Origin of the sequence: Cedecea davisae, from assembly GCF_044095835.1 — a bacterium.
GTDB classification, from domain to species: domain Bacteria; phylum Pseudomonadota; class Gammaproteobacteria; order Enterobacterales; family Enterobacteriaceae; genus Cedecea; species Cedecea davisae.
In genome coordinates this window covers 1,841,913-1,859,901 of record NZ_CP172054.1, presented here as the reverse complement: position 1 = coordinate 1,859,901, position 17,989 = coordinate 1,841,913, and the positions used below count along the sequence as shown (strand labels likewise).

Sequence of the window (17,989 nt, the reverse complement as noted above, 5' to 3'; positions counted from 1 at the left end):
TGAAAAAGGCGCCCTGAGCGCCTTTTTTCTTATCGGGATTTTAAGGCTGAGCCGGAGGCACAATGCCGAAGTGGGTCCAGGCTCGCGGCGTGGCTATTCGCCCGCGCGGCGTGCGCTGTAAGAACCCTTGCTGGATCAGGAATGGCTCAAGCACGTCCTCTATCGTTTCGCGCTCTTCGCCAATTGCCGCCGCCAGGTTGTCCAACCCTACCGGGCCACCGAGAAACTTGTCGATGACCGCCAGCAGCAGCTTACGGTCCATGTAGTCAAAGCCTTCGCTGTCAACGTTGAGCATATCCAGCGCCTGGGATGCTATCTCGGCGGTGATTGCCCCGTCGTGTTTCACTTCCGCAAAATCGCGAACCCGGCGCAGCAGGCGGTTTGCAATACGCGGCGTACCGCGGGCGCGGCGGGCCACTTCCAGCGCACCTTCCTCGCTCATCTCCAGCCCAAGCACGCTGGCGCTACGCCCGACGATATGTTGCAAATCAGCAACCTGGTAAAATTCGAGGCGCTGCACAATACCAAAACGGTCACGCAGCGGCGACGTCAGCGACCCTGCACGCGTAGTCGCGCCTATCAGGGTAAACGGCGGCAGGTCTATTTTGATGGAACGCGCCGCAGGACCTTCGCCAATCATAATATCGAGCTGATAATCTTCCATTGCCGGGTAAAGCACTTCTTCTACAACCGGCGAAAGACGGTGGATCTCATCGATAAACAATACGTCGTGAGGTTCGAGATTGGTCAGCATCGCGGCCAGGTCACCGGCTTTCTCCAGCACCGGGCCGGAGGTCGTACGCAGATTTACGCCCATTTCATTGGCCACAATGTTGGCGAGCGTGGTTTTACCCAACCCCGGAGGGCCAAAAATCAGCAGATGATCGAGCGCGTCACCGCGCAGCTTCGCCGCCTGGATAAAGATTTCCATCTGCGAGCGGACGTGCGGCTGCCCGACGTACTCCTCAAGCAATTTGGGGCGGATCGCGCGGTCAATCAACTCGTCCTGGGTAACGTTTCCTGGCGATACCAGGCGGTCTGCTTCAATCATCCTCTACCTCATAGCGCAGCGCGCAGCGCTTCGCGGATCAGGGTTTCGCTATCGGCACCGGCGCGGCCCACTTTGCTTACCATTCGGCTGGCTTCCTGAGGTTTATAGCCCAGGGATACCAATGCGGCAACGGCTTCTTGCTCAGCATCGTCCGTCTGGCCATTATCCGGGGAAGTCAGCACCAGGTCGGCTGCCGGGGTAAACAGGTCGCCATGCATGCCTTTAAAGCGGTCTTTCATCTCAACAATTAAGCGCTCGGCGGTTTTCTTGCCCACGCCCGGCAGCTTGATCAGAGAGCCAATTTCTTCACGTTCGACGGCGTGAACAAACTGCTGGGCCGACATGCCGGAAAGAATAGCCAGCGCCAGCTTAGGCCCGACGCCGTTAACTTTGATAAGCTCGCGGAACAGAGTGCGTTCCTGCTTATTATTAAAACCGTAGAGCAGTTGAGCGTCTTCACGCACCACAAATTGGGTAAACACCACCGCTTCTTTGCCGATGTCCGGCAGCTCGTAGAAGCAGGTCATCGGCATATAAACCTCGTAGCCTACGCCATTAGTTTCCAGCAAAACCAGCGGGGGCTGTTTTTCTAGAACGATGCCTCTGAGTCGACCTATCACATTGTGCTCCTGGGGATTTACGTTGATGCGCGAAAATGAGTTCTATAATACGAAAAAGGCTGGATAAATATCCAGCCTTAATTATTTTAATCTGCCCCTGGCGAGATTGAGCCGCGACTCGCTCATCTGGGCCGCATTCTGGGTGACGTGACAATGGGTAATGGCGATAGCCAGCGCGTCCGCCGCGTCCGCCTGCGGGTTAGCCGGAAGTTTTAGCAAGGTTCGCACCATATGCTGCACCTGGCTTTTCTCCGCGCTGCCAATGCCAACCACCGTCTGCTTTACCTGACGAGCGGCATACTCAAACACCGGGAGGTCGGCATTCACGGCGGCGACAATCGCCGCGCCGCGAGCCTGCCCCAGCTTGAGCGCTGAGTCCGCATTCTTCGCCATAAATACCTGCTCAATAGCGAAGTATTCAGGCTGGAACTGGGTAATGATTTCGCTCACCCCCGCGTAGATAAGCTTCAAACGCGAGGGTAAGTCGGCGACCTGCGTTCGGATACAGCCGCTGCCGAGATAGGTCAGCTGCCGTCCGGTCTGGCGAATAACGCCATAGCCGGTAACGCGTGACCCCGGATCGATACCGAGAATAATCGCCATCACGCGTCTCCTGAATACAGGTCAATTAGGCTGGGCTGCACCATTAAAGGGTAGCCGCCACCTCGTCAGAGATCTCACCGTTGTGGTAAACCTCCTGCACATCATCACAATCTTCCAGCATATCGATAAGGCGCATCAGTTTAGGCGCGGTCTCCGCATCCATATCCGCTTTAGTAGAAGGGATCATGGACACTTCGGCGTTATCCGCCTTCAGGCCTACGGCTTCCAGTGCATCTCGCACCGCGCCCATTTCTTCCCAGGCGGTGTAAACGTCGATAGCGCCGTCGTCAAAGGTCACAACGTCTTCAGCACCGGCTTCCAGCGCCGCTTCCATAATCTGATCTTCATCGCCAGCTTCGAAGGAGATAATGCCTTTTTTGCTGAACAGGTAGGCTACGGAGCCGTCGGTCCCGAGGTTGCCGCCGCATTTGTTGAAGGCGTGACGCACTTCGGCAACGGTACGGTTACGGTTATCGCTCAGGCACTCAACCATCACGGCGGAGCCGCCAGGGCCGTAGCCTTCATAAATGATGGTTTCCATGTTGGCATCATCATCGCCACCCACGCCGCGAGCAATCGCACGGTTCAGGGTGTCACGCGTCATGTTATTAGACAGCGCTTTATCGATAGCGGCGCGCAGACGCGGGTTAGACCCGGCATCGCCCCCGCCCAGACGGGCAGCGGTTACCAGCTCGCGAATAATTTTGGTGAAAATCTTACCGCGTTTGGCATCCTGTGCCGCTTTACGGTGTTTCGTGTTGGCCCACTTACTATGACCTGCCATAACAATCTCCAAAAGCGCCTGTATCAGGCGGCATCAATTACAAACTCTTCAATCGCCTGCCGGTTGCTCCATGACTTGGTCATCAGGGCCGCCTCTTCGGCGGGCACCCATTTCCAGGCCAGATGTTCCGTAATGGTAATCTGGCGTTCATGAGGCAGCGCAAGACAGAACCAGGATTCGGTATTGCGCGTTATCCCCGGCGCATAGCGATGACGCAAATGAGTAAATATCTCAAACTCCACGCAGCGCTGGCAGTCAACTAAAGGGAGCGGCTCTTCGACCACGTCGATAGCGACTTCTTCCATTACTTCGCGCTGGGCGGCATGCAGCGCGCTTTCCCCCTCCTCCAGGCTGCCGGTAACCGACTGCCAGAATTCAGGATCGTCGCGCCGCTGTAACATCAGCACCCGTTTGGTGTCCTGCGCGAATATCACTACCAGAACCGAAACGGGACGCTTATAAGTCATCAGTTTTTCTCTGCCTTTTTAACCACTTCAATGCCCAGCTCGGCAAGAGATGCCGGGTTCGCGAAGCTTGGTGCTTCGGTCATCAGGCAGGCCGCAGCCGTGGTTTTCGGGAAGGCGATAACATCACGGATGTTGTCGGTGCCGGTCAACAGCATGGTCAGACGGTCCAGACCGAACGCCAGGCCCGCGTGCGGCGGCGTGCCGTACTTCAGGGCATCCAGCAGGAAGCCGAACTTCTCGCGCTGTTCCTGCTCGTTAATCCCCAGAATGCCAAACACGGTTTGCTGCATCTGGCCGCTGTGGATACGTACGGAACCGCCGCCCACTTCGTAACCGTTGATCACCATGTCGTAGGCGTTAGCAATCGCGGTTTCCGGCTGCGCCGCCAGTTCTTCCGGCGTCATGTCTTTCGGCGCGGTGAACGGGTGGTGCATTGCGGTGAGGCCGCCTTCGCCGTTGTCTTCGAACATCGGGAAGTCCACGACCCAAAGCGGCGCCCATTTGGCTTCTTCGGTTAACTGCAAATCTTTACCGATTTTCAGACGCAGAGCGCCCAGCGCATCGGCAACCACTTTCTTGCTGTCCGCGCCGAAGAAAATCATATCGCCGTCGGCTGCGCCGGTACGCGCCAGAATCGCTTCCACGATTTCCGCATTCAGGAATTTAGCCACCGGGCTGGTGATACCTTCGATACCTTTAGCACGCTCATTAACCTTGATGTAGGCCAGACCGCGAGCGCCGTAAATTTCGATGAACTTGCCGTAGTCGTCAATCTGTTTACGGCTGATTTGTGCGCCACCCGGCACGCGCAGCGCGGCAACGCGGCCTTTTGCGTCATTAGCCGGGCCGGAGAACACTTTAAACTCAACGTCTTTCACCAGGTCAGCAACGTCCACCAGTTCCAGCGGGTTGCGCAAATCAGGCTTGTCGGAACCGTAACGACGCTCGGCTTCGGCAAAGGTCATTACCGGGAAGTCGCCCAGCTCAACGCCTTTGATATTCACCCACAGCTCACGAACCAGTTTTTCCATTACTTCGCGAACCTGCGGCGCGGTCATAAAGGAAGTTTCTACGTCGATCTGGGTAAATTCAGGCTGGCGGTCGGCGCGCAGGTCTTCATCGCGGAAGCACTTCACAATCTGATAATAGCGGTCAAAGCCGGACATCATCAGCAGCTGTTTGAACAGCTGAGGAGACTGCGGCAGCGCGTAGAATTTGCCTTTATGTACGCGAGAAGGCACCAGATAGTCACGCGCGCCTTCCGGGGTCGCTTTGGTCAGCATCGGGGTTTCGATGTCGAGGAAGCCGTGATCGTCCATAAAGCGACGCACGAAGCTGGTCACTTTCGCGCGGGTTTTCAGGCGCTGTGCCATTTCCGGACGACGCAGGTCCAGATAGCGGTACTTGAGACGCGCTTCTTCGGTGTTAACGTGGTTGGAGTCCAGCGGCAGCACGTCTGAACGGTTGATGATGATCAATTCGGTGGCGAAAACTTCAACTTCACCGGTAGCCATATCTTTATTTACGTTACGCTCATCGCGAGCGCGGACGGTGCCGACGACCTGAATACAGAACTCATTACGCAGTTCAGAGGCGAGCTGGAACGCTTCCTGACGGTCCGGGTCGAAGAACACCTGCACGATGCCTTCACGATCGCGCATATCGATAAAGATAAGGCTGCCGAGGTCACGGCGACGATTGACCCACCCACTAAGCGTTACTTGCTGTCCCACATGGGATTGATTGAGCTGCCCGCAATATACTGTACGCATGAGATATCCCTTAATTAGCTGCACGCGACCCGCCACCTGCGACGGCAGGCGCTTTGGTGGCAGCTATTTCGACTGTCACAACTGGATGAAAAAAGGGGGCTATTATACTGGAAATAATGGCTGGCGATAACCCCGAAACCGCCGACTGGCGCGAATCGAAGCGCCGGTATTGCAGATTCTCACAAAAATTAACAAAATTTGTAAACTCAGCAACCTGGCTTCCAGCGTAAGGTATTGCCCCAACCCTCTATCTGAACCGGAGTCACAATGACAGAACTCAACGCATCCCGCACTGCCCTGGTAGTGATTGATTTGCAGGACGGCATTCTGCCGTTTGCCGGTGGGCCGCACAGCGCCGACGACGTTGTGGCTCGCGCTGCGCGCCTTGCTGACAAATTCCGCGCTAACGGCTCGCCGGTGGTTATGGTCCGCGTTGGCTGGTCTGCTGATTATGGCGAAGCCCTGAAACAGCCGGTTGATGCGGCACCTCCGGGCCATAGCTTACCCGCGAACTGGTGGGATTACCCAACCGCGCTGGGCAAAAAAGAGAGCGACCTGGAAGTGACTAAACGCCAGTGGGGCGCATTCTACGGTACCGATCTTGAGCTACAGCTTCGCCGCCGCGGCATCGACACCATTGTACTGTGCGGGATTTCAACCAACATCGGCGTTGAGTCCACCGCGCGCAACGCGTGGGAAATGGGCTTTTCGCTGGTACTGGCGGAAGATGCCTGCAGCGCGTCCAGCGCCGAGCAGCACAACCACAGCCTGAAGTTTATCTTCCCGCGCATCTCTCGTGTTCGCAGCACCGACGAAATCATCGCCGCGTTATGATTTATATCGGCCTCCCGCAGTGGCAGCACGCCAAATGGAATCGCCTCGGCATATCCTCGCTTGAGGATTACGCCCGTCATTTCAACTGCGTGGAGGGCAATACCACGCTGTACGCGCTGCCAAAAGCAGAAAGCGTGCAGCGCTGGCGGGAAATGACGGACGATAATTTTCGTTTCTGTTTTAAATTTCCCGCCACCATTTCCCATAATGCAGCCCTGCGCAACTGCGGCGATTTAACCGCCGAGTTTTTAGAGCGCATGTCGCCGCTGGAAAATCGCATCGGGCAATACTGGCTTCAGCTCCCGGCAACCTTTGGCCCAGGCGATTTGCCCGCGCTATGGAATTTTCTCGACGCTTTACCGTCCAGCTTTACCTACGGCGTTGAAGTGCGCCACCCGCTGTTTTTCAGCAAAGGGGCCGACGAGCAGGCGCTAAACCGCGGGCTGCATGAACGTAAAGTTAACCGCGCAATTCTCGACAGCCGCCCGGTACATAGCGCGACTCCACACAGCGAAGCCGTACGCGAAGCGCAGAGAAAAAAGCCCAAAGTACCGGTTCATGCCGTGGTTACCGCCGCTAACCCGCTGGTGCGCTTTATCGGCAGCGACAATATGGAGCAAAACGCCGCGCTGTTTGACGTCTGGCTAAAAAAACTGCCTGAATGGGCAGCAAACACCACGCCATATCTGTTTTTGCATACCCCGGACATCGCACAGGCACCCGAACTGGTTCATACGCTCTGGCCCGCGCTGCGGCAGGCTTTCCCCGATCTTGGGCCACCTCCGGCCATTCCTCAACAAAACACACTTTTCTGAGCACTAGCGACAGCACCACGGTTGCGAGCTATCATAGCGGGAGCCGTAACTGTTTCGACATGGAGTTAATATGGTAAGCGCGCTTTACGCGGTGCTGGCTGCTTTGCTTTTAATAAAGTTTTCGTTCGACGTCGTTCGCCTGCGCACGCTATACCGCGTCTCTTACGGTGACGGAGGTTTCAGCGAACTCCAGAGCGTGATTCGTATTCACGGCAACGCCGTAGAGTATATTCCCATCGCCCTGCTGCTGCTGTTGCTCATGGAAATGGACGGCGCAGAAACATGGATGGTGCACCTTTGCGGCATCATGCTGCTGGCGGGACGCCTGCTGCACGCTTATGGATATCACCACCGCCTGATTCGCTGGCGTCGCTCCGGCATGGGCGCGACCTGGTGTTCGCTGCTGCTGATGGTGCTGGCCAACTTATGGTATATGCCGTGGGAGTTGGTTTTCTCGCTCCATTAACGCAAAATACGCCCCTTTCGAATTTCCGGATTTAACGTTATGTCTGACCGCGATACGCTGTTTTCCGCCCCGATTGCCAAACTGGGCGACTGGACCTTTGATGAGCGGGTAGCCGAAGTGTTCCCCGATATGATCCAGCGCTCGGTGCCAGGTTACTCCAATATCATTTCTATGATAGGCATGCTGGCAGAGCGCTTTGTGCAGCCGCATAGCCAGGTTTATGACCTCGGCTGCTCGCTGGGGGCGGCAACATTATCCGTGCGTCGCAATATCCATCACGATAGCTGTAAAATTATCGCCGTAGATAACTCCCCGGCGATGGTTGAGCGTTGCCGTCGCCATCTGGACGCTTTTAAAGCCCAGACTCCGGTCGACGTCATTGAAGGCGATATTCGCAATATTGCTATCGAAAACGCCTCGATGGTGGTGCTTAACTTTACGCTGCAATTCCTCGAGCCTGACGACCGCCAGCTGCTGCTGAATAAAATCTGGCAGGGCCTGAAGCCGGGCGGCGCGCTGGTGCTGTCGGAAAAATTCAGTTTTGAAGACGCGGAAGTAGGCGAGCTGTTGTTTAACATGCACCACGACTTTAAACGTGCCAACGGCTACAGCGAGCTGGAAATCAGCCAGAAGCGCAGCATGCTGGAAAACGTTATGCTCACCGACTCGGTGGAAACCCATAAAAAACGACTTAAACAAGCGGGCTTTGAACACGCCGAACTTTGGTTCCAGTGCTTTAACTTTGGCTCTCTGGTCGCCGTCAAATCCGGAGAAGCAGCATGATTGATTTTGGTAATTTTTATCAGCTTATCGCCAAAAACCATCTGGCACCGTGGCTGGAAACGCTGCCAGCTCAGATAGCCAGCTGGCAGCGCGAGTCCCTGCACGGCCAGTTCAAGCACTGGTACAACACGGTTAACTACCTGCCGGAAATGACCCCGCACCGCCTTGACCTGCTGCATAGCGTGACCGCCGAAGCGGCAGCGCCCCTGAGCGAAGGGCAAAAACTAGGCATTGAAAAACTGCTGCGTAACCTGATGCCGTGGCGTAAAGGCCCGTATTCCCTGTACGGCGTGGATATCGACACGGAATGGCGCTCTGACCTGAAATGGGATCGCGTGCTGCCGCACATCTCCCCGCTGGCGGGCAGAACCATTCTCGACGTAGGCTGCGGCAGCGGCTATCACCTGTGGCGCATGATAGGCGCGGGCGCACACCTGGCGGTCGGTATCGATCCTATGCAGTTGTTTATCTGCCAGTTTGAAGCGGTGCGTAAGCTGTTGGGTAACGATCAGCGCGCCCACGTTCTGCCGCTCGGCATTGAGCAGCTTCCCGAGCTGAACGCTTTTGATACCGTGTTTTCCATGGGCGTGCTTTATCACCGCCGTTCCCCGCTGGATCACCTCTGGCAGTTGAAAAACCAACTGGTCAAAGAGGGGGAACTGGTGCTGGAAACCTTAGTGGTTGAAGGCGATGAGAATACCGTGCTGGTGCCGGGCGAGCGTTATGCCCAGATGCGTAACGTTTATTATATTCCGTCCGCTCTGGCGCTGAAAAACTGGCTTGAGAAATGCGGTTTTGTTGACGTGAAAATTGTTGACCACAGCCTGACTACCCAGGAAGAGCAGCGCCGTACCTCGTGGATGATAACCGAGTCATTGGGCGACTTCCTCGACCCGAACGACAGCGGTAAAACTATCGAAGGCTACCCTGCCCCACTGCGCGCCGTGCTGGTGGCTCGTAAGCCATAACAAGCTAATAAAAAAACCGGCGCTTAACGCCGGTTTTTTTATCTTCTCTAAAGTTTAGCGGTAAACCTGAGCCGTTCCGCTCCACAGGCTGGAGTCACCCGGCGTACCCAACCCTACGATTTGAATTTTACTTCCGCCAATTTTCTGAGCTTTTTCTCTCAACTGGTTGATGGCGTCGTCAGTGCTTCCCGGCACGCCGCTGACTGAAACCACGCCGATGCGATCCTGGTTTACGGAACCGCTATTGATGAGTTCAGGCAACGGCGCGGCAAAAGCGGCGGAGGCGAAAACGGAAGACAGAGCCAGAATCACAGTTGCTGTTAATTTTTTCATTTTTAAATCCCTCTAACGTTGATAGTTGTCGGAGAGGATTATTCACAATTGAGCGTTTTGGAACGTAAGTTGCTGGAAAACGAAGTTAAACAATGTGTGGAGAAAGTGATGGAAAGGTTACATAACGCTTCACCCGTTACAAAATAAAAAAAGCCCCGCGCAATCCGCCGGGGCCTGGTACGAGCAAGCATCATATTGGGCGACATGATGCGCGGTAGAAACCTTCTGCTCAGCACGGCGCGTTTGCCGCCAGAGCGTTTTTCATTGCCGCTACTACATCTGCATCCACGCAGTAGCGATTAAACTCATCGGCCTCGGCGTCAGCGCTCATAGAAACGCCCGCTTTACGGTAACGCATCGGGGATGGAACCGAGCGCCCTGCCGAGCTGTGAAGCTCTTCAACTCCGTTTTCAACGAACTTGTTCAGGTTGCTGAGACGCACGCCAGCACCGGCCATGATAATTGGAGCACGGGAATGCTGTTTTAGTTCCCGAAGAAGCGAGATTCCCGTTTCGGCGGTTTGCTGCTGCCCGGAAGTCAGTATTCTTGCCACGCCCAAATCGGCCAGCTGCTCCAGCGCCAGCAGCGGGTGATGACACATATCGAAAGCACGATGGAAAGTGACCGCCATTCCCGCCGCGGCCTGCATAACCTGCTCCATGCGCGGTAAATCTATATTGCCGTCTTCATCCAGCATACCAATCACCAGCCCCGGAAAGCCCAGGTCGCGCACAAAGGCGATGTCTTCCAGCATGGTGGCAAATTCGCCGTCGGTATAACAAAAGTCCCCGCCGCGCGGGCGAATAATTGGGTGCACGGGAATCGAAACTTTTCGCCTCACCTCGCGCAGTAGACCAGCAGAAGGCGTAAGGCCTCCCTCTTTGGGCGCCGAGCAGAGTTCAATTCTGTCCGCTCCGGCCTGTTCTGCAGTCACCGCACAATCTATTCCATAACAACATATTTCAAGCAAAGCCATTGATTACTCCTTAAAATCCTGCAGCCTGCCGGTTGTGTACCTGACCAGGAATGATAATCTGAAAACAGGTTCACAAAAAGGTAGCGTACTATGGCATTCAATTTTGATGAATGGATCGACAGGCGTCACAGCGACAGTTCGAAATGGAATAAATTTTCTGAGAATGTGCTGCCTATGTGGGTCGCAGATATGGATTTTCGCTCGCCCCCTTGTATCCTTGAAGCGCTCCGCACGCGGGTTGAGCACGGCGTGTTTGGCTACGGCGGTCGCCCGCATGAACTTGCCGAAGTTGTGACCCAAAGAGTTGCAAATCTCTACCAATGGCAGGTCAAACCGGAATGGCTGGTTTTCCTGCCGGGCGTGGTAACCGGCCTCAATTTATGCGTTCGCGCTTTCACCTCAGCAGCCGAATCAACAATTGCCCCCACGCCGATCTACCCGCCGTTTCGTCACTCTTCCGCTTACGCTCAACGCCGGCAGCTTAATGCCCCGCTCAGGCTGAAAGAAAAACGCTGGATTGTCGACTTTGATGCATCAGAAGCCAGCATGACGGGCGGCGAGAAATTACTGATGCTTTGCAACCCGCAAAATCCCGGCGGCACGGTTTACCGGCGCGAAGAGCTGAAACAGCATCTGGCTTTTGCCCAGCGGCACGATCTGGTCGTTTGCTCAGATGAAATCCACTGCGATTTATTGCTGGAGCCCGGCGTACAGCATATTCCGTTTGCTACCTTAAGCGAGGATGCGGCGCAGCGCTCCATCACGCTGATTTCGCCATCTAAGACGTTCAATATTGCCGGGCTTGGCGCATCGGTTGCGGTGATTCCCAACGCCGAACTGCGCCGCAGATTCAGGGCAGAGAGAGCAGGAATGGTGCCGGAAGTTGATGTTCTGGCGCTGACGGCAGCCGCAGCCGCGTGGCAAGACGGCGAAGCGTGGTTGCGGGAGTTGCGGGCTTATCTGAGAGCGAACCGCGACAAGCTGGCCGCCGCCATCAGCGCCATGCCGGGCTTGATAATGCACGCGCCCGAAGCGACCTACCTGGGCTGGGTAGATGCCAGCGGGCTTGCCGTAGATAACCCGGCGCAATTCTTCCTGGACGCCGGGCTGGGCTTTTCTCCCGGCGCTGACTTTGGCGAGCCGCAGTTTGTGCGCATCAACTTCGGCTGTACGTCCGCCCTGCTTGATGAGGCTATCGAGCGCATTCAAAAGGCGACAGCAACCCGCTAGTCGACCTGCTCGCTGGCCACGATCTGCTCGATGCTCCACGGATGGAATTTGATGGTCACTTTGCCGTCGGTGACCGCAAGTGTTGGGTTCGGCAGCCGCTCGCGCTCGCCTTTTGGCGAACTGGTTTTGACCGAGATCCCCGTTTCACGCAGCCCGGCGTCGGACAGCAAATCCAGCGCCCGCGCGTTAAGCGTTGCAGGCTCGCCCGGCAGCACAATCTCAATATGCTCCCAGCCTTCATGCGGGTAGCGTTTTTCACCCGGCCACGGCAGCTCAACCACCGTAAAGCACCAGTGCTCCACGCACACCGGCTGGTCTAATTTGAACAGGCAGATTGGCCTGCCGTTAATGGTATTCTCACTCAGCAGCGTGCCGCATTTTTCCAGGCCAGCGCGCCAGCGTTCGGCGGTCGCGTTCTGGTGGCAGCGCAAAGAAATGTGATCGGCCTCAAGGGGTGCGATCTCCAGCCCGAGTCGGGTGGCAAGTTCTGTTAACGCTTTCGTAAAGCGCGGCAGATCTGCCGAAATATCATGCAGTTCATCAACCGCCTGCCAGTTTGCCATGCTGCATTCCTCATCTTTAGAAAGCGCGTAATCTACCGCGTTCCCGGCCGCTAACCAACACCCCAAAAGCGCCGGGAATGCGTGAATGGTTATTCACTGTACCGTCGATAATAATTGCAAAGGCGGCAGGCAAGGCTTTTGCTGACGTCGGGCGGCAAATAACGTTATACTCTCGCCCTGTTTCTTTCCCCATTTAGAGGCGGCCCAGTGCGCGGCGGCCCAGTACAAATTGTAAGGTATCCCGGTGAATATTCAGTCTCTTCTCTCAGAAAAAGTCAGTCAGGCACTGATTGCTGCAGGCGCGCCAGCGGACTGCGAGCCGCAGGTTCGTCAGTCGGCAAAAGTTCAGTTCGGCGACTATCAGGCCAACGGTGTGATGTCCGTCGCTAAAACCCTGGGCATGCCGCCACGACAAGTTGCAGAGAAGGTCATCGCTAACCTCGACCTGACCGGCATTGCCAGCAAAGTTGAGATTGCAGGCCCGGGCTTTATCAACATCTTCCTTGAGCCGGAATTCCTGGCGAAAAGCGTTGACGAAGCGGTTGCTTCCGAGCGCGTTGGCGTTGCTGCGGCTAAGCCACAGACCATCGTCGTGGACTATTCCGCACCGAACGTCGCCAAAGAGATGCACGTCGGCCACATCCGCTCCACCATTATCGGTGACGCAGCGGTGCGTACCCTGGAATTCCTCGGCCATAAAGTTATTCGCGCTAACCACGTCGGCGACTGGGGCACCCAGTTCGGCATGCTGATTGCGTTCCTCGAGAAACAGCAGCAGGAAAATGCAGGCGAAATGGCCCTGGCGGACCTCGAAGAGTTTTACCGTGCCGCCAAGAAGCACTACGACGAAGACGAAGCTTTTGCCGAACGCGCCCGCGCCTACGTGGTAAAACTCCAGGGCGGCGACGAATACTGCCGCGAGATGTGGCGCAAGCTGGTCGATATCACCATGACCCAGAACCAGCAAACCTATAACCACCTTAACGTTACCCTGACCCGCGACGACGTGATGGGTGAAAGCCTGTACAACCCGATGCTGCCGGGCATTGTTGCCGACCTCAAAGCCAAAGGGCTGGCGGTAGAAAGCGAAGGCGCAACCGTGGTGTTCCTTGACGAGTTCAAGAACAAAGACGGCGACCCGATGGGCGTTATCATCCAGAAGAAAGATGGCGGCTACCTTTACACCACCACCGATATCGCCTGTGCAAAATACCGCTACGAAACCCTGCACGCCGACCGCGTGCTGTATTTCATCGACTCCCGCCAGCACCAGCACCTGATGCAGGCCTGGACCATCGTGCGTAAAGCAGGTTATGTTCCTGAGTCGGTCACGCTGGAACACCAAATGTTCGGCATGATGCTGGGCAAAGACGGCAAGCCGTTCAAAACCCGCTCAGGCGGTACGGTAAAACTGACCGACCTGCTTGATGAAGCGATGGAACGCGCCCGCAGCCTGGTCGCGGAGAAAAACCCGGACATGCCTGCCGACGAGCTGGAAAACCTGGCGAAAGCGGTTGGCATCGGCGCGGTCAAATACGCCGACCTCTCCAAGAGCCGCACCACCGACTACATCTTTGACTGGGACAACATGCTGGCGTTTGAAGGCAACACCGCGCCATATATGCAGTACGCCTATACCCGCGTGCTCTCCGTTTTCCGTAAAGCGGATATCGAAGAGGCCGAGTTGCTGAAAGCCAAAGTGGTGCTTGCCGAAGCGCGCGAAGCGCAGCTGGCTGCACGCCTGTTGCAGTTCGAAGAGACGCTGAACGTGGTCGCGCGCGACGGTACGCCGCATGTTATGTGCGCCTATCTTTACGACGTAGCTGGCCTGTTCTCCGGCTTCTACGAGCACTGCCCGATCCTCAGCGCTGCCGACGAAGCAACCCGCAATAGCCGCCTGAAGCTGGCGCTGCTGACGGCGAAAACACTGAAACTGGGTCTGGATACCCTGGGTATCGAAACCGTAGAACGTATGTAATCGACCGGCCTGCACTCTGCGGGCCTGGATCAAAAAAGCCCGGTCATTTTGGACCGGGCTTTTTTGTTTTAACGCGTGTAGTTAACGATGACCTGATTACTGCGAACCCGCAGCGGCGGATACATAGAACCGCCTCCCGGCACCTCCCAGACAAAGCGCAGAGGCTCATTGGCATCGGTATTGGTCAGCCCGCGGGTCGTGCCGCTCTGCCCGTCAATAGAAGTACAGTTCGTTTGCGAGCACAGTTTTACCGTCAGCCCGGCGGGCGTCGGGCCATCCAGCACGTAGGTCCAGGCAATCAGCGACATTCTGCCGCTGACCGGCTGCGGTGGAGCCAGGGGCTGGGAAGAGGCGGCCACGCCGCGATGATCCAGCGTTACCCCTACTCCGCTACCCTGCCAGGCACCGTCGCCCAGCGCCAGCGCGCCGAAGGGAATGAACATCATTAAAAATAAAGCGCGCATTATTTCGCTCCAATCGTTGAAGTCATGCGGATATTGCGGTTGTCGGACAGCTCAAGGCTCGACAGCACAACAAGCTGCGGCAACGTGCGGCGCAGGAAGCGGGCAAGCAGCGGACGCAGCGCGTGGTTCACCAGCAGTACAGGCGGCGCGCCCATCATCTCCTGGCGCTGTAAAGCTTCCTGCGACTGCTCGAGCAGGCGGTCAGCAAGGCCCGGCTCCAGCCCGCCGCCGCCCTGCAAGGCCTGCAACAGGAGGCGCTCAAGGGAAGCATCGAGGCCAATAACCTGCACTTCGCCGGTGCCCGGGAACCACTGCTGGGTAATAGCTCGGCCCAACGCCACGCGCACCACGGCGGTCAATTCATGCGGGTCGCTCTGGATCGGCGCATGCTCGGCCAGCGTTTCAAGAATGGTGCGCATATCGCGGATCGGTACCTTCTCTTCCAGCAGATTTTGCAGCACCTTATGCAGCGTGGTTAAGGTCACCACCGCAGGAATAAGATCTTCGGTAAGCTTCGGCATTTCCTGCGTCACGCGGTCCAGCAGCTGCTGCGCTTCCTGGCGGCCAAACAGCTCGGGAGCAAATTGCCCAATCAGGTGATTAAGGTGCGTTGCCACCACGGTACTGGCTTCCACCACGGTGAAGCCCTGAATCTGCGCCTGCTCTTTCAGCGCGCTTTCAATCCAGATAGCCGCGAGGCCAAAGGCCGGATCGATGGTTGCCTCACCCGGCAATGTGCCCGCTGCGGTGCCGGGGTTAATCGCCAGCCAGCGGCCAGGGTAAGCGTCGCCGCTGCCAATTTCAACGCCCTTCATCAGGATGCGGTAACGCGCCGGAGGCAAGTCCATATTGTCGCGGATGTGCACCACAGGCGGCAGGAAGCCCATCTCCTGAGCGAATTTTTTACGAATACTGCGGATGCGGCCCAGCAATTCACCGTCCTGCTGGAAATCCACCATCGGGATCAGGCGGTAGCCCACTTCCATACCCAGCGGATCTTCGAGCTGAACGTCATTCCATGTTGCCTCAACCGCCTGAGTATTTTCGGGTAATTTCACCGGCTGAGGCGCGGCTGGCGCTTCCATCTGGCGGCCACGCATCCACCAGGCAAGTCCCAGCAGCGCTGCGGTAAACAGCAGGAAGACAAAGTTTGGCATTCCCGGCACCATGCCGAGCAGGCCGAGTACGCCAGCCGAAAGCAGCATAACGCGCGGGTTGTTGAACAGCTGGGTGACCATCTGCTCGCCAACGTCCTGGTCGGTGGCTACGCGAGTAACGATAACGCCTGCGGCAGTAGAGATAACCAGCGCGGGGATCTGGGCAACCAGACCATCGCCGATGGTCAGTAGCGTATAGCTCTGCGCCGCCGCGCCCATCGCCATATCGTGCTGGATAACGCCGACCATCAGGCCGCCCACCACGTTGATAACCATAATAATGAGACCGGCAACGGCATCGCCGCGCACGAATTTACTCGCACCATCCATCGAGCCGTAGAAGTCGGCTTCCTGAGTCACTTCCGAACGGCGTTTTTTAGCTTCCTCTTCGCCAATAATCCCGGCATTCAGGTCGGCATCGATGGCCATCTGCTTGCCCGGCATCCCGTCCAGCACAAAACGCGCGCCCACTTCGGCGATACGTCCGGCACCCTTGGTAATAACCATAAAGTTGATGATAACCAGGATGATAAACACCACGATCCCGATGGCAAAGTTACCGCCAACCAGGAAGTGGCCAAACGCTTCAACCACCTTCCCCGCCGCCGCCGCGCCGGTGTGGCCGTCAAGCAGGATAATACGGGTGGAGGCGACGTTCAGCGCCAGGCGCAGCAAGGTGGTGAACAGCAAAATGGTAGGGAACGCGGCGAAGTCCAGCGTGCGCTGGGTGAACATCGCCACCAGCAGCACCATTATCGACAGCGCAATGTTAAAGGTGAACAGCAGATCGAGGACAAACGGCGGCAGCGGCAGCACCATCATCGACAGAATCAGCAGGATCAGTACCGGCCCGGCAAGGATCTGCCATTGCCCAGATTTCATGTTGCCCGGCAGGCGCAACATCGCAGCCAGATTAGCCATCGGAGTCCTTCTCGTTTGCAAAGTCCAGCGCCTCAGGCACCGGCAGATTTTCAGGTTTCTTCGGAATTAAACCGCCCGCCACGCGCCAGCGCCTGAGCTGCCAGACCCAGGCCAGCACTTCCGCCACGGCAGAGTAAAGCTGGCCGGGGATCTGCTGGCCAATTTCGGCGTGGCGGTACAGCGCACGGGCCAGCGGAGGCGCTTCCAGAGTCGGAATGCGGTTTTCATTACCAATTTCTCTAATGCGCAGCGCTATCAGTCCGGCTCCTTTGGCCAGCACCTTCGGCGCGCTCATTTTGTTTTCGTCGTACTGCAAGGCCACCGCATAGTGGGTCGGGTTGGTGACGATAACGTCGGCCTTCGGCACGTCCGCCATCATGCGGCGACGCGCAATCGCTCGCTGCTGCTGACGAATACGCCCTTTAATATGCGGGTCGCCTTCGTTCTGCTTATATTCGTCACGTATATCCTGACGGGTCATACGCAGCTTTTTAATATGGCTGTAGATCTGGAAGAAGACGTCAAACCCGACCATCGGGATCAGCCCCAGAATCACCAGCAGGGCGCACAGCGCGACCATGTTCAGCGCATTAGCAAGCGCCGTCACCGGGGACTCGCTCATCAAACGCATCATCGCCGGCCAGTTATGCCACAAATACCAGGCGGCCACGCAGCCCACCAAAATGGCTTTCAGCAGCGCCTTGAGCAGCTCGGCTGCGGTCTGCATCGAGAACATGCGCTTTAGCCCGGCAATCGGGTTCAGCTTGCCGAGATTGAATTTGATTGATTTACCGCTGAAATTCACGCCGCCGAGCAGCATCGGCGCGGCAATCGCCACAATCACCAGCCCGGAAATCAGCGGCAGCAACGCCATCACCGCCAGTTTTATCAGGTGGCTAATCTGGTTCACTATCAGGCTGGGATCGTTAATGATTTTATGATCAAAGTGCAGGCCGTCGGACAGCATCGCGCCCAGCATGCGCCCCAGCGACGCGCCGCCCATCCAGATAATGCACAATCCCACCAGCAACATCAGCAGTGAGGTCAATTCTCGGGAACGCGGGATCTGCCCCTCTTCACGCGCCTTTTCTAGTCGGTGGGCCGTGGGGGCTTCTGTTTTTTCCTGATCGCTATCTTCAGACACCGCAACAATCCCGTGGCCGCAATTTCAAGGACAGCATGCCAGAGCACGGTTGGGCTAATA

At 56.7% G+C, this 17,989-nt stretch carries 19 protein-coding genes; 7 read left to right on the top strand and 12 right to left on the bottom strand.

All coding sequences use genetic code 11. From position 1 onward, the window contains the following. Positions 1 to 40: 40 nt before the first annotated feature. The 6 genes from ruvB to aspS all read right to left on the bottom strand — a co-directional run bounded on the left by ruvB (position 41) and on the right by aspS (position 5,297). Positions 41 to 1,051, bottom strand: coding sequence for a Holliday junction branch migration DNA helicase RuvB (ruvB, locus tag ACG1VR_RS09230; protein WP_016536952.1), 1,011 nt, complete (start codon positions 1,049 to 1,051; stop codon positions 41 to 43). Between the two features lie 8 nt (positions 1,052 to 1,059). Continuing rightward, a complete protein-coding gene (gene ruvA / locus ACG1VR_RS09225; protein WP_016536953.1) occupies positions 1,060 to 1,671 on the bottom strand; it encodes a Holliday junction branch migration protein RuvA in 612 nt (203 codons plus the stop codon). 81 nt (positions 1,672 to 1,752) lie between these two features. Continuing rightward, a complete protein-coding gene (gene ruvC / locus ACG1VR_RS09220; RefSeq protein WP_016536954.1) occupies positions 1,753 to 2,274 on the bottom strand; it encodes a crossover junction endodeoxyribonuclease RuvC in 522 nt (173 codons plus the stop codon). A gap of 43 nt (positions 2,275 to 2,317) precedes the next feature. Beyond that, positions 2,318 to 3,058, bottom strand: coding sequence for a YebC/PmpR family DNA-binding transcriptional regulator (locus tag ACG1VR_RS09215; protein ID WP_395490755.1), 741 nt, complete (start codon positions 3,056 to 3,058; stop codon positions 2,318 to 2,320). A gap of 23 nt (positions 3,059 to 3,081) precedes the next feature. After that, positions 3,082 to 3,525: a dihydroneopterin triphosphate diphosphatase gene (nudB, locus tag ACG1VR_RS09210; RefSeq protein ID WP_016536956.1), complete on the bottom strand. Its 444-nt coding sequence runs from the start codon at positions 3,523 to 3,525 to the stop codon at positions 3,082 to 3,084. Further along, positions 3,525 to 5,297 (bottom strand): aspartate--tRNA ligase, encoded by a 1,773-nt coding sequence (gene aspS, locus ACG1VR_RS09205; RefSeq protein WP_395490754.1) that lies wholly within the window; start codon positions 5,295 to 5,297, stop codon positions 3,525 to 3,527. The genes nudB and aspS overlap by 1 nt, the downstream gene beginning before the upstream one ends. A 267-nt stretch (positions 5,298 to 5,564) precedes the next feature. Between aspS and ACG1VR_RS09200 the strand changes: the two genes are divergently transcribed. The 5 genes from ACG1VR_RS09200 (at position 5,565) to cmoB (ending at position 9,163) form a co-directional block, all read left to right on the top strand. Next, positions 5,565 to 6,131 carry a hydrolase gene (locus ACG1VR_RS09200; RefSeq protein WP_172569644.1) on the top strand — a complete coding sequence of 189 codons (567 nt, stop codon included), beginning with the start codon at positions 5,565 to 5,567 and terminating at the stop codon, positions 6,129 to 6,131. Next, the gene (locus tag ACG1VR_RS09195) at positions 6,128 to 6,946 is read left to right on the top strand and encodes a DUF72 domain-containing protein (RefSeq protein WP_395490753.1); all 819 of its coding nucleotides are present in this window, start codon (positions 6,128 to 6,130) and stop codon (positions 6,944 to 6,946) included. The genes ACG1VR_RS09200 and ACG1VR_RS09195 overlap by 4 nt, the downstream gene beginning before the upstream one ends. 70 nt (positions 6,947 to 7,016) lie before the next feature. Next, positions 7,017 to 7,412, top strand: a complete 396-nt coding sequence (locus ACG1VR_RS09190) for an MAPEG family protein (RefSeq protein WP_016536960.1) — start codon at positions 7,017 to 7,019, stop codon at positions 7,410 to 7,412. Between the two features lie 39 nt (positions 7,413 to 7,451). Further along, complete coding sequence (gene cmoA / locus ACG1VR_RS09185) at positions 7,452 to 8,195, top strand: carboxy-S-adenosyl-L-methionine synthase CmoA (protein ID WP_016536961.1); 744 nt, start codon at positions 7,452 to 7,454, stop codon at positions 8,193 to 8,195. Beyond that, positions 8,192 to 9,163, top strand: coding sequence for a tRNA 5-methoxyuridine(34)/uridine 5-oxyacetic acid(34) synthase CmoB (gene cmoB / locus ACG1VR_RS09180; protein ID WP_016536962.1), 972 nt, complete (start codon positions 8,192 to 8,194; stop codon positions 9,161 to 9,163). Before cmoA ends, cmoB begins: the two co-directional genes overlap by 4 nt. Before the next feature lie 54 nt (positions 9,164 to 9,217). Here cmoB and ACG1VR_RS09175 read toward each other — a convergent pair whose 3' ends face one another. Further along, a complete protein-coding gene (locus ACG1VR_RS09175) occupies positions 9,218 to 9,496 on the bottom strand; it encodes a DUF1471 domain-containing protein (protein WP_016536963.1) in 279 nt (92 codons plus the stop codon). Positions 9,497 to 9,725: 229 nt separating this feature from the next. Further along, positions 9,726 to 10,472, bottom strand: coding sequence for a copper homeostasis protein CutC (cutC, locus tag ACG1VR_RS09170; RefSeq protein WP_395490752.1), 747 nt, complete (start codon positions 10,470 to 10,472; stop codon positions 9,726 to 9,728). Positions 10,473 to 10,562: 90 nt separating this feature from the next. Between cutC and ACG1VR_RS09165 the strand changes: the two genes are divergently transcribed. Then, entirely contained in the window at positions 10,563 to 11,702 is a 1,140-nt protein-coding gene (locus ACG1VR_RS09165; RefSeq protein WP_395490751.1) for a MalY/PatB family protein, read from the top strand. Here ACG1VR_RS09165 and ACG1VR_RS09160 read toward each other — a convergent pair. After that, entirely contained in the window at positions 11,699 to 12,265 is a 567-nt protein-coding gene (locus ACG1VR_RS09160) for a VOC family protein (protein ID WP_395490750.1), read from the bottom strand. The two genes, ACG1VR_RS09165 and ACG1VR_RS09160, sit on opposite strands and share 4 nt — an antisense overlap. A 244-nt stretch (positions 12,266 to 12,509) precedes the next feature. Here ACG1VR_RS09160 and argS point away from each other — a divergent pair, with 244 nt between their 5' ends. Further along, positions 12,510 to 14,243: an arginine--tRNA ligase gene (gene argS / locus ACG1VR_RS09155; protein WP_395490749.1), complete on the top strand. Its 1,734-nt coding sequence runs from the start codon at positions 12,510 to 12,512 to the stop codon at positions 14,241 to 14,243. 68 nt (positions 14,244 to 14,311) lie between these two features. Here the strand turns inward: argS and ACG1VR_RS09150 are convergent, their stop codons facing one another. The 3 genes from ACG1VR_RS09150 to flhB are packed head-to-tail and all read right to left on the bottom strand — an operon-like array spanning position 14,312 to position 17,929. Continuing rightward, entirely contained in the window at positions 14,312 to 14,707 is a 396-nt protein-coding gene (locus tag ACG1VR_RS09150; RefSeq protein ID WP_016536970.1) for a flagellar protein FlhE, read from the bottom strand. Then, positions 14,707 to 16,785 (bottom strand): flagellar biosynthesis protein FlhA, encoded by a 2,079-nt coding sequence (gene flhA, locus ACG1VR_RS09145; RefSeq protein ID WP_227317097.1) that lies wholly within the window; start codon positions 16,783 to 16,785, stop codon positions 14,707 to 14,709. Before flhA ends, ACG1VR_RS09150 begins: the two co-directional genes overlap by 1 nt. Further along, positions 16,778 to 17,929: a flagellar biosynthesis protein FlhB gene (gene flhB / locus ACG1VR_RS09140; protein ID WP_016536972.1), complete on the bottom strand. Its 1,152-nt coding sequence runs from the start codon at positions 17,927 to 17,929 to the stop codon at positions 16,778 to 16,780. The genes flhA and flhB overlap by 8 nt, the downstream gene beginning before the upstream one ends. Positions 17,930 to 17,989: the final 60 nt, after the last annotated feature.